This is a genomic window from Porticoccaceae bacterium LTM1 (assembly GCA_030252795.1).
Lineage (GTDB): Bacteria > Pseudomonadota > Gammaproteobacteria > Pseudomonadales > Porticoccaceae > SCSIO-12696.
This window is the reverse complement of sequence record CP127080.1, coordinates 1,810,272-1,824,285: the sequence shown is the minus strand read 5'-3', so window position 1 is coordinate 1,824,285 and position 14,014 is coordinate 1,810,272. Positions and strand designations below refer to the sequence as shown.

Annotated in this window: 12 protein-coding genes and 5 tRNA genes; 12 read left to right on the top strand and 5 right to left on the bottom strand. The window is 49.0% G+C overall.

Annotated elements, in window-relative coordinates:
- Positions 1–5 precede the first annotated feature (5 nt).
- Both QP938_07915 and QP938_07910 read right to left on the bottom strand, forming a co-directional pair.
- The gene (locus tag QP938_07915; GenBank protein WIO73233.1) at positions 6–158 is read right to left on the bottom strand and encodes a hypothetical protein; all 153 of its coding nucleotides are present in this window, start codon (positions 156–158) and stop codon (positions 6–8) included.
- A 136-nt stretch (positions 159–294) separates the two neighbouring features.
- Positions 295–1,515: a pyridoxal phosphate-dependent aminotransferase gene (locus tag QP938_07910; protein WIO73232.1), complete on the bottom strand. Its 1,221-nt coding sequence runs from the start codon at positions 1,513–1,515 to the stop codon at positions 295–297.
- 282 nt (positions 1,516–1,797) lie between these two features.
- On the opposite strand from QP938_07910, the gene QP938_07905 reads away from it, so the two are divergent.
- The 7 genes from QP938_07905 (at position 1,798) to queF (ending at position 4,856) form a co-directional block, all read left to right on the top strand.
- A tRNA-Glu gene (locus tag QP938_07905) sits at positions 1,798–1,873 on the top strand.
- Between the two features lies 1 nt (position 1,874).
- A tRNA-Gly gene (locus QP938_07900) sits at positions 1,875–1,950 on the top strand.
- Positions 1,951–2,005: 55 nt separating this feature from the next.
- Positions 2,006–2,081 (top strand) — tRNA-Glu (locus QP938_07895).
- 1 nt (position 2,082) lies between these two features.
- Positions 2,083–2,158 (top strand) — tRNA-Gly (locus QP938_07890).
- A 134-nt stretch (positions 2,159–2,292) separates the two neighbouring features.
- Complete coding sequence (locus QP938_07885; GenBank protein ID WIO73231.1) at positions 2,293–3,231, top strand: ABC transporter ATP-binding protein; 939 nt, start codon at positions 2,293–2,295, stop codon at positions 3,229–3,231.
- Entirely contained in the window at positions 3,228–4,001 is a 774-nt protein-coding gene (locus QP938_07880) for an ABC transporter permease (protein ID WIO73230.1), read from the top strand. Before QP938_07885 ends, QP938_07880 begins: the two co-directional genes overlap by 4 nt.
- A gap of 27 nt (positions 4,002–4,028) precedes the next feature.
- Positions 4,029–4,856, top strand: coding sequence for an NADPH-dependent 7-cyano-7-deazaguanine reductase QueF (gene queF / locus QP938_07875; protein ID WIO73229.1), 828 nt, complete (start codon positions 4,029–4,031; stop codon positions 4,854–4,856).
- A gap of 59 nt (positions 4,857–4,915) precedes the next feature.
- Here the strand turns inward: queF and QP938_07870 are convergent, their stop codons facing one another.
- Positions 4,916–6,307: an adenylate/guanylate cyclase domain-containing protein gene (locus QP938_07870; GenBank protein WIO73228.1), complete on the bottom strand. Its 1,392-nt coding sequence runs from the start codon at positions 6,305–6,307 to the stop codon at positions 4,916–4,918.
- 113 nt (positions 6,308–6,420) lie between these two features.
- Here QP938_07870 and QP938_07865 point away from each other — a divergent pair, with 113 nt between their 5' ends.
- The 5 genes from QP938_07865 to QP938_07845 all read left to right on the top strand — a co-directional run bounded on the left by QP938_07865 (position 6,421) and on the right by QP938_07845 (position 11,515).
- Positions 6,421–6,975, top strand: a complete 555-nt coding sequence (locus QP938_07865) for a nitroreductase family protein (GenBank protein WIO73227.1) — start codon at positions 6,421–6,423, stop codon at positions 6,973–6,975.
- Between the two features lie 372 nt (positions 6,976–7,347).
- Positions 7,348–7,435, top strand: a tRNA-Ser gene (locus QP938_07860).
- A gap of 892 nt (positions 7,436–8,327) precedes the next feature.
- Positions 8,328–9,305 (top strand): paraquat-inducible protein A, encoded by a 978-nt coding sequence (locus QP938_07855; protein ID WIO73226.1) that lies wholly within the window; start codon positions 8,328–8,330, stop codon positions 9,303–9,305.
- 4 nt (positions 9,306–9,309) lie between these two features.
- A complete protein-coding gene (gene pqiB, locus QP938_07850) occupies positions 9,310–10,941 on the top strand; it encodes an intermembrane transport protein PqiB (GenBank protein ID WIO73225.1) in 1,632 nt (543 codons plus the stop codon).
- Between the two features lie 13 nt (positions 10,942–10,954).
- The gene (locus QP938_07845) at positions 10,955–11,515 is read left to right on the top strand and encodes a PqiC family protein (GenBank protein ID WIO73224.1); all 561 of its coding nucleotides are present in this window, start codon (positions 10,955–10,957) and stop codon (positions 11,513–11,515) included.
- A gap of 118 nt (positions 11,516–11,633) precedes the next feature.
- Here QP938_07845 and QP938_07840 read toward each other — a convergent pair whose 3' ends face one another.
- Positions 11,634–12,494: an MliC family protein gene (locus QP938_07840; GenBank protein ID WIO73223.1), complete on the bottom strand. Its 861-nt coding sequence runs from the start codon at positions 12,492–12,494 to the stop codon at positions 11,634–11,636.
- A gap of 458 nt (positions 12,495–12,952) precedes the next feature.
- On the bottom strand, positions 12,953–13,969 hold the full coding sequence (locus QP938_07835; protein WIO73222.1) for a two-component system response regulator: 1,017 nt from the start codon (positions 13,967–13,969) through the stop codon (positions 12,953–12,955).
- Between the last annotated feature and the right edge of the window lie 45 nt (positions 13,970–14,014).

Genomic DNA, 14,014 nt, shown 5'->3' with positions numbered 1-14,014 from the left:
CTGTTTCAGGCAGCCTTATCTTCGCTCTCTTTCTGCTCATCCAGGCTTGAGCAGGCGGTTTGAACCATCTCTTCAGTGATCGGCAACTCACGACCATTTGAGTCCACAATAGCTGCGCCGTGAAAGTCAATTTCGTTGTTTTTATCAGTGTCCTGCATAACGACTACATCTCCTTGTTAGAGTGGAAACATACAACAGTATTACTGGTACCTCAATACTTCGGCCGGGAGTCTATTACTGAAAGGTGACACTAATGTGTCACCGTTTCTGGTGTGCAACAGACCCTGGGAGATGCTATTTGCGATATCGCGCCAAGAACTGGCCCAATCGGTCAATGGCTTCTGATAAGTCTTCCACGGTTGGCAAAAAAACAATCCGAAAGTGATCTGGCTTTGGCCAGTTGAAGGCCGTACCTTGCACCAGCAGGATGTGCTCCTGTGTCAAAAGGTCGAGTATCAGCTGTTCATCGCTTTCTATTGGGTAGACATCGGGGTCCAGTCTCGGGAAAAGATACAAAGCGCCCATAGGCTTTACGCAGCTGACACCGGGAATATCGTTTAGCTTTCGCCAGGCCAATTCACGTTGTTCATATAGCCTGCCTCCGGGTTTTGTCAGATCATCAATGCTTTGATAGCCCCCCAAAGCGGTCTGAACAGCAAACATTGCCGGTACGTTGGCACAGAGGCGCATTGATGCCAGTGTTTCTATTCCGGAGAAATAACCATTAGCTCTTTGCCGGTCTCCACTGACAATCAACCAGCCGGATCGAAACCCCGCCATTCTGTGGGTCTTGGACAAACCGTTAAAAGTGAGACAGACAATATCAGTTGCCAGTGTTGCCAGGGGCGTATGTACGGCACCGTCATAGAGAATCTGGTCATAAATTTCATCGGCAAAGACAATCAAATCTCTTTCCCGAGCAATCTGCACCAGGTCTTCGAGAACGTCTTCACTGTATACGGCTCCAGTAGGGTTGTTGGGGTTGATAACCACAATGCCCCGAGTGCGATCAGTGATCTTGCTATTAATGTCTTCCAGGTTGGGTTGCCAGCCATTTTCTTCATCACACAGGTAGTGAACTGGCTTTCCGCCAGCCAGTGAGACAGCGGCCGTCCACAGTGGGTAGTCTGGGGCGGGGATCAAGATCTCGTCGCCGTCATTCAGCAGCGCCTGCATCGCCATGACAATCATTTCACTGACACCGTTACCGATAACGATATCATCGACAGTGACCCCTTTTATTCCCTGGAGCTGGCAGCGCTGCATGATCGCTTTACGGGCACTGTACAGGCCTTTGGATTGGCCATATCCCTGTGCTTTGGGCAGGTTGTGGATTACATCATGAATGATTTCATCGGGAGCAAAGAGTCCAAAAGGGGCGGGGTTACCGATATTCAGCTTCAGGATTCGGCAGCCTTCTTCTTCCAGCCGGTGAGCGTGCTCATGTATCTGGCCACGGATGTCGTAGCAGACATTTGCCAGTTTGTTGGATTTTGGTATTGATGGCTTGGTCATAGTGTTTGTGTTTGTTTGGGGCAAAAATAGTAAGCCATGCTATAACGAACTCAGGAATAGATGGAAATTCCAAAGTGTCATAGAGTTAGAACCTTTGTACCTGGGTAAATCCTTGGCTTGGGGGCACATTCCTGTATAAGTAATAAGCAGGAGCGCAAGATGTTGATAAACATCGTGAATTATTACAGAAAAGTGTTGACAGCTTTTTGTCTGGTTCATAGAATGCGCGCCTCTTCGTTGATGACGCCGCCAACGCGGTTGAATCAAATTAGAGAGTTCAGTGTCCCGTTCGTCTAGAGGCCTAGGACACCGCCCTTTCACGGCGGTAACAGGGGTTCGACTCCCCTACGGGATGCCATGCGGGAATAGCTCAGTTGGTAGAGCGCAACCTTGCCAAGGTTGAGGTCGCGAGTTCGAACCTCGTTTCCCGCTCCAATTTCCTTTTGGAGATGGCATTGAACTCTAACGAAGATGCTTGCATAAGCACCGTGTCCCGTTCGTCTAGAGGCCTAGGACACCGCCCTTTCACGGCGGTAACAGGGGTTCGACTCCCCTACGGGATGCCATGCGGGAATAGCTCAGTTGGTAGAGCGCAACCTTGCCAAGGTTGAGGTCGCGAGTTCGAACCTCGTTTCCCGCTCCAAATTCCAGAAAGGCGCAGATCGAAAGGTCTGCGCCTTTTTGCATTGCCGAATTCATCACGCAGAGTGCGTTATACTTTGCGCCCTTTATCGCATCGGAAGATGTGTTTAACGCTATGACAATAAGGCAAATTCAATGACGGCAGCTCTTAAGATTACCGATTTGCAGAAGGTGTACGGTAACGGTTTTGAGGCGCTGAAGGGCATCAGTCTGGAGGTTCAGCCCGGCGACTTTTTTGCGTTGCTTGGACCCAATGGTGCAGGTAAGTCCACCTCTATTGGAATCATCTGTTCGCTGGTGCGGAAAACGAGCGGCAAGGTGGAGATTTTTGGTCAGGATATTGATGAGAACTTCTCCCTGGCCAAGCAACACATCGGTGTCGTACCCCAGGAATTCAATTTCAACCAGTTCGAGAAGGTTTACGACATTCTGATTAATCAGGCCGGTTACTTTGGCCTGTCGCCCTCTGTGGCTGCCGAGCGGGCAGAGAAGTACCTGCGTTTGCTGGGGCTGTGGGAGAAGCGTAAAAGTGTCTCACGCATGCTCTCGGGTGGTATGAAGCGTCGCCTGATGATTGCCCGCGCAATGATTCACGAGCCCAGGCTGCTGATCCTGGATGAGCCGACTGCAGGGGTGGATATCGAGCTTCGCCGTTCCATGTGGGAGTTTCTGCGCGAGCTGAATGCCAGCGGAACCACGATTATCCTGACCACCCACTATCTGGAAGAGGCGGAGAGTCTGTGCCGCAATATCGCCATTATTGACCATGGCAAAATCGTACAGAACACAAGTATCAGAGCGCTGTTGCGACAGTTGAATAAAGAGGTGTTTGTGCTCGATGTGGCGGATCAGCTGGTCGAGCTGCCGAAGATTCCCGGTTTTCAGGCGCGACTGGTTAATGAAGATGACGGTTGTCATATCGAAGTGGAAATTGAAAAGGGGCAGTCCCTCAATGCGGTGTTTTCAGCGCTGAGCGAGCAGGGCATTCAGGTGCAGAGTATGCGCAACAAAGCCAATCGCCTTGAGGAGATGTTTGTGTCGATGACTAACAGTGGTAAGGAGGCGGCACAATGAACGCCAAGGCTCAATGGATCGCTTTTCAAACCATCGTTACCAAAGAGATTCGCCGGTTTACTCGCATCTGGATGCAAACCCTGTTGCCGCCGGCAATTACCATTAGTCTCTACTTTATTATCTTTGGCACATTAATTGGCCCGCGCATTGGCGAGATGGCCGGTTTCAGCTATATGGAGTTTGTGGTGCCCGGGTTGATTATGATGTCGGTAATCACCAACTCGTATTCCAATGTGGTGTCATCGTTCTTCAGTACCAAGTACCAGCGCAGTGTCGAAGAGATGCTGGTGTCGCCGGTTCCCCATTACATTATCTTGCTGGGGTTCTGTGTTGGTGGTGTGGCTCGAGGCCTGTCGGTGGGCTTTATTGTGACGTTGCTGTCGCTGTTCTTTACTGACCTGCAGGTGACGCATTTGGGCGTAACCATAGGTATTGTACTTTGTACGTCGATCATGTTTTCGCTGGCGGGTTTTATCAATGCGGTATTTGCTCGTAACTTTGATGACATATCGATCATACCGACATTTGTACTGACGCCGCTGACTTACCTGGGTGGAGTGTTTTACTCAATAAGTTTGCTGCCGAACTTCTGGCAGGGTGTATCGATGGCAAACCCGGTCTTGTACATGGTGAATGCGTTCCGTTATGGCGTGCTCGGAGTGTCCGATATCGACGTAACCTGGGCGTTCGTAATGGTAATAATTTTCAGTATCGGCCTGTTCTGGGTCGCGTTGTATCAGCTTGAAAACGGCACTCGGTTGCGCAGTTAAAGAGCAGGGAAAGAGTCAAGAAAAGTAATGACAGATTTATCCAAGTTACACCTAGGTAAACAGACGGAATATGTATCGCAATATGATGTAAGTCTGCTTACACCGATCCCAAGGGCGCTTGGACGTGCCGAGCTGGGTATTGAGGGGCGGGAGCAGCAGTTTGTCGGTTCGGATCTGTGGACCGGCTTTGAACTGTCTTGGTTGAACAGTCGTGGTAAACCGCAAGTGGCTATTGCTGAATTTGTGGTTCCAGCTGACAGTGAGTCAATCATTGAGTCAAAGTCATTCAAGTTGTACCTGAACTCATTCAATCAGTCCCGTTTTGAAAGTTGGGGTGAGGTGCGCCGTCTGCTTCAGAAAGATTTGAGTGAATGCGCCAATGGGGAAGTGGCAGTGCGATTGTTCACCCTGAGCGAGTATGGCCGCACTGGTGTAGCTGAGCTGCAGGGCGAGTGTGTCGATGATATCGATACCGATATTGATTGCTACAAACCCAACCCGGATTTTCTCAAGTGCACGGATGGTGGTGAGCTGGTTGAAGAGACTCTTCACAGTCACCTGCTGAAATCAAACTGCCCGGTTACCGGCCAGCCGGATTGGGCGAGCATTTACATTCAATATCGCGGTGCGAAAATTTGTCGGGAAGGACTGCTGAAATACATCGTGTCATTTCGCGAGCAGCAGGACTTTCACGAGCAGTGCGTAGAGCGGGTATTTACCGAGATTATGGCGCGTTGTTCACCAGAGCAGCTGGATGTGTACGCTCGCTATACTCGCCGTGGCGGCCTGGATATTAATCCCTGGCGTAGTACCCACAAAACCCAGCCACCGAGCTGGCGTTTGTCTCGACAGTAACTCGACAGTAACTCGTCATTAACCCTTCATTAATAAAAAGGGGGGGGAGTCAGGCTGGGTTAGATTTTCTGCTTTTCCAGCCTGATTGCTGCCTGTTTCAGTGACTTCAGAATGCGATCTTTGTCGTAGTTATTGATCTTGTCGAGATCCATATAGACCGAAAAGCCGTCGGTTGCGTGTTCGAAGTAGGTCTGGTCTTTGCCAAGATTCTTGCGCATGTCCAGCGCGGAGTAGACTTTGACCGGGTGCTGGTAACCTTTCACATTAATTTCGCCTTTATCCTCACAGACGATCACATCCTTAACCAGCGAGTAGCACTCGTGCGAGATCAGAATTTCACCCGGTTGGGCGGCAGATTCCAAGCGACTGGCAAGGTTTACTTCGGTTCCGAGGAGGGTGTAGTCAAGGCGATTTTCTGTACCGAAGTTACCTACAGTGCAGTAACCGGTGTTGATACCCATGCGAATTTCCAGGGGTTTCTGAATGCCCTGGTTGGCCCAGCGCAGTTGCAGTGCCTTCATGTGCTTCTTCATGGCAATTGCCATGGAAACACAGGCTACACAGTCGGTCTTGGCGCCACGGCTGTTGGGGTCACCAAAAAACACCATCATGCCATCGCCGATAAATTTATCGATGGTGGCTCCAAACTTCAGGGCGATGTCAGACATCTCGGTCAGGTAATTATTGAGCAGGGCAGTCAGTGCTTCCGCTTCCATTTCCTCAGCCAGTTCGCTGAACCCTTTGATGTCTGAAAAGAAAATCGTCAATTTTTTGCGTTGAGTTTCCAGTTTTACCTCTTTGCCAGACAGGATCTCCTTGCGCAGGGCAGGGGACAGATATTTCGAGAGTTTGTAGGTGCGAAGCTTCAGTTGCAACATTTGCTGGCTAAGGCTCTGTATCTGCTGGCGCAAAAACTGGCTGCTGCCATAGGAGTAGAGGCTGGAGATAAAAAGGTAGAGGCCAAATGTAACTGCAGCAACCAGCCCGTAATTTGCAGATAACTCCGACTCGAAATTGAGGTTATATTGCAAGGCATACAAGCCGGCACCGGTCGCGAGTGCCGCTGCTGCTTCGAGGCCTCGCAGCAGTCCACCACTGCTAAATGCGCAATGCAGGCTCATTAGAAGAAGCAGGCCGGTTGGAAGTAGCGAAAAGTTGGTGTAGGCCAAAAACAGGCCCATCATCAGGAAATCAAGAACACCACTGATGTGGTAGGTCATATCCCGGTGTTCGGGTTTGGAGAACTTCAGGATTATCTGGCTAATCAACGCATAACTGGCAATGGCAATACACAATGTAATTGTGGCCATTCCCAAAGAGCTGTCACTTTTCAGGATCAAAATGGCCAATACAGCAAGACTGGCTAGCGCGCGAAACACATCCTGAATCCCGTGACGGATGTCAGTAATTGTGGGTTGGGGCGACGTCAGAGTCTGTTCTTTCATGTTCATTGTTATTCTGCACCGGGTGATTATGTATCACTCTTCTGCTTGGCTTACTATCGCGAGAATGAAATCAGGTATCATTCGAGCCACTATTTTGTTCTTTGTTAGTGAATAAGTCTATGAAAGCTTTAGAAGTTTTGCACAACCGTGTCTCAGTACCATCTTTGGAGGCGCCGGCTCCCGAGGGGGAAGTGCTGCTGAATATCCAGCGAGCTGCCCTGCGAGCGGCTGATCACAGGCTGCTGCAGCCCTGGCGCTTCCTTGTTATTGAGGGTGAAGGTCTTGACCGGCTCGGGGAACTCTTTGTCCAGTCCAAAACCAACCCCAATGAGCCAATGTCCGAGGCGGAGAGGGCCAGTTGGGCTGCCAAGCCCCACCGCGCACCAATGATTATCGTAGCCATTGCCTCTATTCACGACGACCCGAAGGTTCCTGAGGTTGAGCAGCTTATCTCAACAGGCTGCGCGGTCCAGAACATGCTAAACGCTGCCCATGCCCAAGGGATTGGCGCCATGTGGCGAACCGGCGACTTTGCTTACAATGAAGTGGTCAAAACGGGACTTGGCCTGGCTGAAAATGAACAGATTGTCGGTTTCCTTTACCTGGGTACCCCAAAGGGCAGATTGAAGCCAGTACCAGCTGTATCTCCTGATCAATTCTTCACCGCTTGGTAACGTTGATTTTGAGGGCGCAGTTGTGTAAAGTGCGCGCCTCTTCCAGTCGAGCTGTTGATATGACTGAAAGAGAAACGGTGAGGTGTCCGAGTGGTCGACTCGAGGTCTCACCGAGAGAGCGCCGAAGCAAAGCGTAGGCGACCCGAAGGGCGAAGGCGTAAGCCTGAGTAACGAGCACGACGTGCGACTTCGTGGGTTCTCGAAAGCACAATTTAGTTTTACACGGTGAGGTGTCCGAGTGGTCGACTCGAGGTCTCACCGAGAGAGCGCCGAAGCAAAGCGTAGGCGACCCGAAGGGCGAAGGCGTAAGCCTGAGTAACGAGCACGACGTGCGATTTCGTGGGTTCTCAAAAGCACAATTTAGTTTTACACGGTGAGGTGTCCGAGTGGTCGAAGGAGCACGCCTGGAAAGTGTGTATACGGCAACGTATCGAGGGTTCGAATCCCTCCCTCACCGCCACAATCAAAGCCCAGCGCAAGCTGGGCTTTTTTGTGCGTGAGTGGAGGGTGAGAAGCCTCGCCGGGTTCGACAAAATGCGGCTGAGCATTTTGCACGAGGAGCGAAGCGATGAAGCCCCGCAGGGGTGTTTGCAGCCTAAAGGCTGCAGGCATGTAATCCCTCCCTCACCGCCACAATCAAAGCCCAGCGCAAGCTGGGCTTTTTTGTGCGTGAGTGGAGGGTGAGAAGCCTCGCCGGGTTCGACAAAATGCGGCTGAGCATTTTGCACGAGGAGCGAAGCGACGAAGCCCCGCAGGGGTGTTTGCAGCCTAAAGGCTGCAGGCATGTAATCCCTCCCTCACCGCCACAATCAAAGCCCAGCGCAAGCTGGGCTTTTTTGTGCGTGAGTGGAGGGTGAGAAGCCTCGCCGGGTTCGACAAAATGCGGCTGAGCATTTTGCACGAGGAGCGAAGCGACGAAGCCCCGCAGGGGTGTTTGCAGCCTAAAGGCTGCAGGTATGTAATCCCTCCCTCACCGCCACAAATAGAAACCCGGCTTCGGCCGGGTTTTTTGTTTCTACTTCCTTAAATCAGCATTGATAAAACACAATCAAAGCATTCACGTTGTTATGGGTTACGCACGGTAACTTCTCCCATTTTGGGCATCCATCAATAGCTGATCACAGAAAACTTACGCTATAGTGGTTTCTGCTTGAATACTGGTCAGTTGTTACTCAAATTTGATACCTGACTCCAGTCTTAATCAGAGGTCATAGACCGGCGTGCATGAAATAGAGTGTCCATTCTGTGGGCTACATCAGCGGTTTCCGCCACTTGAGCATCATGAGCAGGTTCATTGCAGTCGCTGCTCATCTCATTTGACGGGCTACAATAAGCGATTCCTGCAAAACCTGGTGGCGTATTCTATCGCCGCATTAATCATGCTTGCGGCATCGTGGCCATTTCAGTTTCTGTCACTCAGTGCAACAGGGCAAAGCCATGTAATGAGATTGGCGGGTGGTATTAGCACAATGCTGGAGCAGGGCTACTGGTTGCTGGCGGTCATTCAGGTGTTAATAGTATTCGCTATTCCCTCATTGATTTTGACCGGGATTTTGTATCTGGCGGTGCCTCTGTTGCTTGGCCAACCTGCACCGAAGTATTCAGGGCAGGTGTTGAATTTAATAGAGCGATTGCACCCCTGGGGGATGGCGGAGATTTTCCTGATCGGGGTGTTGGTGAGTCTGGTAAAGATTTCCTCACTGGCGGATGTGGGATTTGGTACCTCTTTTTACACCTATCTGTTTTTTACCATTCTGATGGTGATGACTCTATTGCAATACGATGATTGGCAGTTGCGACAGCGACTGGGTGTCCAGCTCAAGAGGCATGAATCCAGTGGCAATACCCAGAGTATCTGGGCTTTATTGATAGCATCAGCAATTTTGTTTATTCCTGCCAATACGCTCCCCATCATGAGTACGACATTATTTGGGCGAAGTGATCCTAATACAATCATCGGTGGGGCTGTTGTTCTTTGGGATGAAGGTTCGTACCTCATAGCATCAGTGATTCTGGTTGCGAGTGTGATTGTGCCTCTGGTCAAGATTATTATCTTGAGCTTTTTAACCTATTCGATTCAGGTAGGAAGCTTTAGTCGGCCGGATCAGCGGTTGTCACTTTACAAGTGGGTCGAGGCTATAGGCCGCTGGTCTATGATAGATGTATTTGTGGTGTCGGTATTGGTAGCTCTGGTGCAATTTGACAATGCGATCACAATCTATCCTGGGCCGGCAGTTATGTCATTTGCGCTGATGGTTATACTCACTATGTTTGTCACATTGCAGTTTAATACCAGATTGATCTGGTTGCAGGTTCAGAAGGGGAGTTAATAGATTGCTCGCTAAAGTATCCAAAAAACGCGGTATTTCCGTAGCCTGGCTTTTGCCAATTCTGGCATTAGTTTTTTGTCTATGGATTTTGTTGCAGCAGTGGCTCGACAAGGGGGCCACAATCACCATTGAGTGCCAGACTGCCTCAGGGCTTGAAGTGGATAAAACCAAGGTCAGGATTCGCGATGTGGATGTGGGCGTCGTGACGGATATCCAGCTCAGTGATGATTACAGCAAGGTCATTGTTAGCGCCCAGCTCGACAATGAGGTCTCTGACCTGCTAACGGAAGAAGCCCAATTCTGGGTGGTTTCGCCACGTGTAACGAGCAGTGGGGTGTCGGGCTTAAATACCTTGCTTTCCGGGGTTTATATAGAGTGGTCGCCAGGCTATGAAGGCGAAGAACAACGCAATTTTATCGCTTTGGATCATCCTCCAATTACGCCAGCGGGTACGCCTGGGCTTCACGTGGCATTGATCAGTGAAGATCGTTTTGAATATACCGTAGGTGACCCGGTAATTTATAAAGGGCTGACAGTGGGAAGGATTGAGGATGTAGATTACAGCCTTGATACCGGCGAAGTGCGTTACAGTGCTTTTATTGAAGCTCCTTATCATCAATTAATAAATACCAATACGCGTTTCTGGAACTCAAGCGGGGTGTCAGTTTCGTTAAATGCAGATGGTTTGAATGTGGAAACCGAAAGTTTGGTATCACTTTTAATGAATGCGGTGAGTTTTGGTGAGTTATCGCCAGCAGGGAAAGGAAATCCGATTGATGCCAAGACACGGTTTCATATATATGCCAATCGGGAAGAAGCAAACCACCCCACATACCTTTATCGTCTGAATTACATTCTGCTGATAAGTGATTCTGTAAGAGGACTATCGGTAGGTGCGCCGGTTCAATACCGAGGACTTGAGATTGGGGAGGTTTTAGAAATTAATGTATCTGTGCCTGATAGACCTACGGTAATTTCTAATGATTACCAGATTCCGGTATTGATCACTATACAGCCAGGTAAGCTTGGCCTTGAAGACACAAGGGAGAATCAGTTATTTGTTCAGGAGCAAATTTCCCAATGGACCAGGCAAGGATTAAAAGCTCAATTACAAACTGGTAATTTATTGACTGGGCAACTGTATGTGGAGTTGCAACACTTTCCGGACTTGCAAGTAGCCAGTGTGGAACGTTTTGACGATTATCCGGTGATCCCTGTTCGAGCCAATGATTACAGCCAGATTGCCATCGAAGCGGGAAGGCTGCTTGCCAAACTCAACGAATTACCTCTGGACGATTTGGCCGGTTCAGCCAATGACTTGATGTCAGGGTTGACTGAGTCAGTGGCAGTATTGAGTAAAGTTGGCAATGATCTGCAGGTGATGCTGAAAGAGGCCAATCAGGAAGAGTTGATTTCCCAGATAAATGATTCACTAAAAGCGTTATCTGTATTAGCCCGGGGTTATTCGGAAGGCTCTTCGAGTTACGATGAATTGGTTAAGCTCATGGAGTCTGTTAATACTCGATTGCTGGACTTAAAGCCGCTGTTGAGAACTTTGAAAGAGCAACCCAATAGCCTGATTTTTGGCGTTGAGTCCGAAGAAGAAAGAATCCCACGACGGTCGCCTGCACAATAATGGAGCTGATTTAATGAAAAAACTGTTGCTGACATGCCTGATTATATTGACCGCTGGTTGTGCTTCTTCTCCGTTAACCGTTAGCTATTACCTGTTAGATAATGATGCGCGGGTATCCCAGGAAAAGGCACCTGTTCAGCAGCATTTGTTGCTAAAAGATATTTCAGTGGCTAATTATCTGCAACAGCCCGAACTTTGCATTCTGGATGACAATTACCAGCTTTATTTTTCCAGTCGTCACCAGTGGGGTGAGCCCTTGGTTAACAGCATAGCCAGGGTATTAAATGATGACCTTCTTCGGTCAGCGGCCATTCAATTGGTTCGTGTAAATGATCCGGATGTGGTTCAGGCTAACAAGTGGCTGAAGCTAAACATTGATCACTTTGCCCCCACCAGTGGTGGGGAAGTGATTTTGGCAGGTACTTACTGGTTGGGAGAGGGAGTGCAAGTAACCCGACAGCCATTTTCGTATCGCACAGCACTGGAAGGTGACGGGTACAGCCAGTCAGTTGCCAAACAACGTGAACTGCTTGTCCAGCTTTCTGAAAGTATTGCCAATCAGGTTGGCCGTTAACCTACCGGGTCTTCCAGCTGTAAAGGGGCGGTACAGGCCTTGGATTTAACCTGCACAACTTCGATTATTTTTGCTGCTAAGATATTCCAAGTTGAAACTGGCGAGCCCAAGATTGCCGTCAATTGGCTTTCTGGCAACTCATCTCGGGTGCATCATATCCCCAGACAATCGTGGCCTCTTCCTGATGCTCCCAAAACATCTCATTACGGCCCTGATATTTGGTGCCGCTGGCGCTGGGCTGTTGAAACATTACAGAGACACTGTCTCCGCGTTCTGCAATGAGAGTTGCGGGTTCGGTGTCGTAAAAAGTCACTACCACTTCATTGGCGGGATTTCCTTCACAGGTATAACGCACAGGCCCCTTGAATGAAACCAGGCGATAGCGGGCTTGCAGCTCGGCTATGCGACGCAGGTAGAGTGTTTCAACACACTGCAATTTATCTTCCGATTTCCAGCAGTCGTCACGCCCCTTGATCCAGCCTCGCTGCTCGGCTTTGAGAGTTGGTGGCTGTTCGTTAACCGCTATTTTTAGTGCGGCGGCGTACACTTCTGCAAGTTTACGATCCAGCCCGGACAGGGTGGGGCTTTCACAGATAAGTGCTGGAATGCTGCCCGGGGAAACTGTGCTGCAATCAAATGAGGGATTGAAGGTAACCGGGTTTTTAGTATCAACTGTTGTATCCGATTCGCCTTTTGTGGCGAGCAAGTTATCAATGTAACGGCACCAGCTTTCGCTATTGCGGGCGGGGACATCTGGATTGCCACGTACTTTCAACTTGAATTCCACTACTGACTTCCACTCCTCTGAACCTATGTCCGGGCCATGACCAGCGCCATCTCCTGTTGTCACTTTTTGCTCAACCGAGATGAACCAGGCTTCTGTACAGAGCGCTGGTGCCGCATCAGGAGATTCTGTGTGCTCAATGTTATCCTGGCAGCCAAGTAACATTACTACAAAAATCAATTGCCAAATACGCATCGTCTACTCCTTCAAAAGACCTGCTGGTATCAATACCAAACGCTCTCAGTATCTACTTTCTGAAAGATAAGGATACTTCGATCCCCAGATTTTTGGTAACTCTATGACAAGTGGTCATTAACTTGTAGAGCGGGTTTGGTTGTCCACACCTTATTCTGGTGTACATTTATGTAACGTACCAAGGTTGTAAATCAATATGACGTGACCTGTATGGCTATGTGAAATGAGGGTTTACACATGTCAGGCCTCAAAACCAAATCAACCATAATCGATCCGGCAGAAACAGAAAAACTTGAAGCAACGCTATCTTTGATCGGCAGATCATTGGATCAAGATGATTTTCTGATTCAACATATTTGATAAAGTGCCGTCTTCTTAATTTGCTCCTGCATAGTAGTATATATGCAGGAGTGCATTGACCCTGACGTATTAACCCTTAACTGAACATGGCATATTTATCAGGAGAATCTCTCCTTAACTTTCAAAACTTCAGGTAACACTGATTTAAAAAGTGCTACCAGCTGCGGGTCAAAGTGCACACCTGCAGATTCTTCCAATAATCCTATGGCATCATCAACGGGCCACTCTTCCTTGTAAGGTCTTTTTGAGGTTAGGGCGTCAAAGACATCGGCGATGGCAACGATACGACCGATTCGAGGTATATCCTGGCCAGAAAGTCCTTTGGGGTAACCTTGGCCGTTCCACTTTTCATGGTGGGTGAGGGCAATGGTTTTGGCCATTTGTAAAAGCTCGGATGCATCATCGCCAATAATTTGTGCGCCGATCTCACAATGGGTTTTCATGACATCAAATTCGTCTTCTTCGAGCTTGGCTGGTTTTTTCAGGATGCTATCCGGTATGCCAATCTTCCCAATATCATGCATTGGAGCTGCATTGAACAGCATCTCGGCTTCGGACTCGCTCATGCCAGCTGCTAACCCCAAAATGCGGGCATAGTGGCTCATTCGTATTACGTGCAGGCCAGTGTCATCATCTTTATATTCTGCTGCCCGACCCAGTCGTTGAATAATTTGCAATCGAGTTGCGTGAATCTCTTCAGTACGCTGTTGCACCTTTCTTTCCAATACACGATTTTGATCGTAGAGCGCCAGGTGGGTTTTTACCCGTGCCTTCACAATAGGTGGGCTAATGGGTTTGGTGATGTAATCGACGGCACCTAATTCAAAGCCTTTGATTTCATCCTGTAAGCCAATTTTTGCAGTGATAAAAAGAACTGGTATATGGCGAGTGGTTGGGTCAGCTTTCAGGGTTTCACACACTTGATAACCGTCAATTCCGGGCATCATGATATCGAGAAGGATAATATCGGGAGGGGATTTATGAACCACTTCCAGAGCTTTGTGTCCGTTGATCGCGGCCTTGACCTTGTAATCCTGATTGAGAGTATTTACCAATACCTCAATGTTTTCCGGGGTATCGTCAACAACAAGTACAGTTTGCTTACTATCAGTCATAACATCACCTTTGGTGTCAATTCCATTTACCCAGTTACAACAACA

Coding starts and splice junctions, on each gene's coding strand:
- QP938_07840 (WIO73223.1), bottom strand. CDS start 12,494: ATGCGTATTTGGCAATTGATTTTTGTAGTAATGTTACTTGGCTGCCAG.
- QP938_07910 (WIO73232.1), bottom strand. CDS start 1,515: ATGACCAAGCCATCAATACCAAAATCCAACAAACTGGCAAATGTCTGC.
- QP938_07865 (WIO73227.1), top strand. CDS start 6,421: ATGAAAGCTTTAGAAGTTTTGCACAACCGTGTCTCAGTACCATCTTTG.
- QP938_07885 (WIO73231.1), top strand. CDS start 2,293: ATGACGGCAGCTCTTAAGATTACCGATTTGCAGAAGGTGTACGGTAAC.
- QP938_07845 (WIO73224.1), top strand. CDS start 10,955: ATGAAAAAACTGTTGCTGACATGCCTGATTATATTGACCGCTGGTTGT.
- QP938_07915 (WIO73233.1), bottom strand. CDS start 158: ATGCAGGACACTGATAAAAACAACGAAATTGACTTTCACGGCGCAGCT.
- QP938_07870 (WIO73228.1), bottom strand. CDS start 6,307: ATGAACATGAAAGAACAGACTCTGACGTCGCCCCAACCCACAATTACT.
- queF (WIO73229.1), top strand. CDS start 4,029: ATGACAGATTTATCCAAGTTACACCTAGGTAAACAGACGGAATATGTA.
- QP938_07880 (WIO73230.1), top strand. CDS start 3,228: ATGAACGCCAAGGCTCAATGGATCGCTTTTCAAACCATCGTTACCAAA.
- QP938_07835 (WIO73222.1), bottom strand. CDS start 13,969: ATGACTGATAGTAAGCAAACTGTACTTGTTGTTGACGATACCCCGGAA.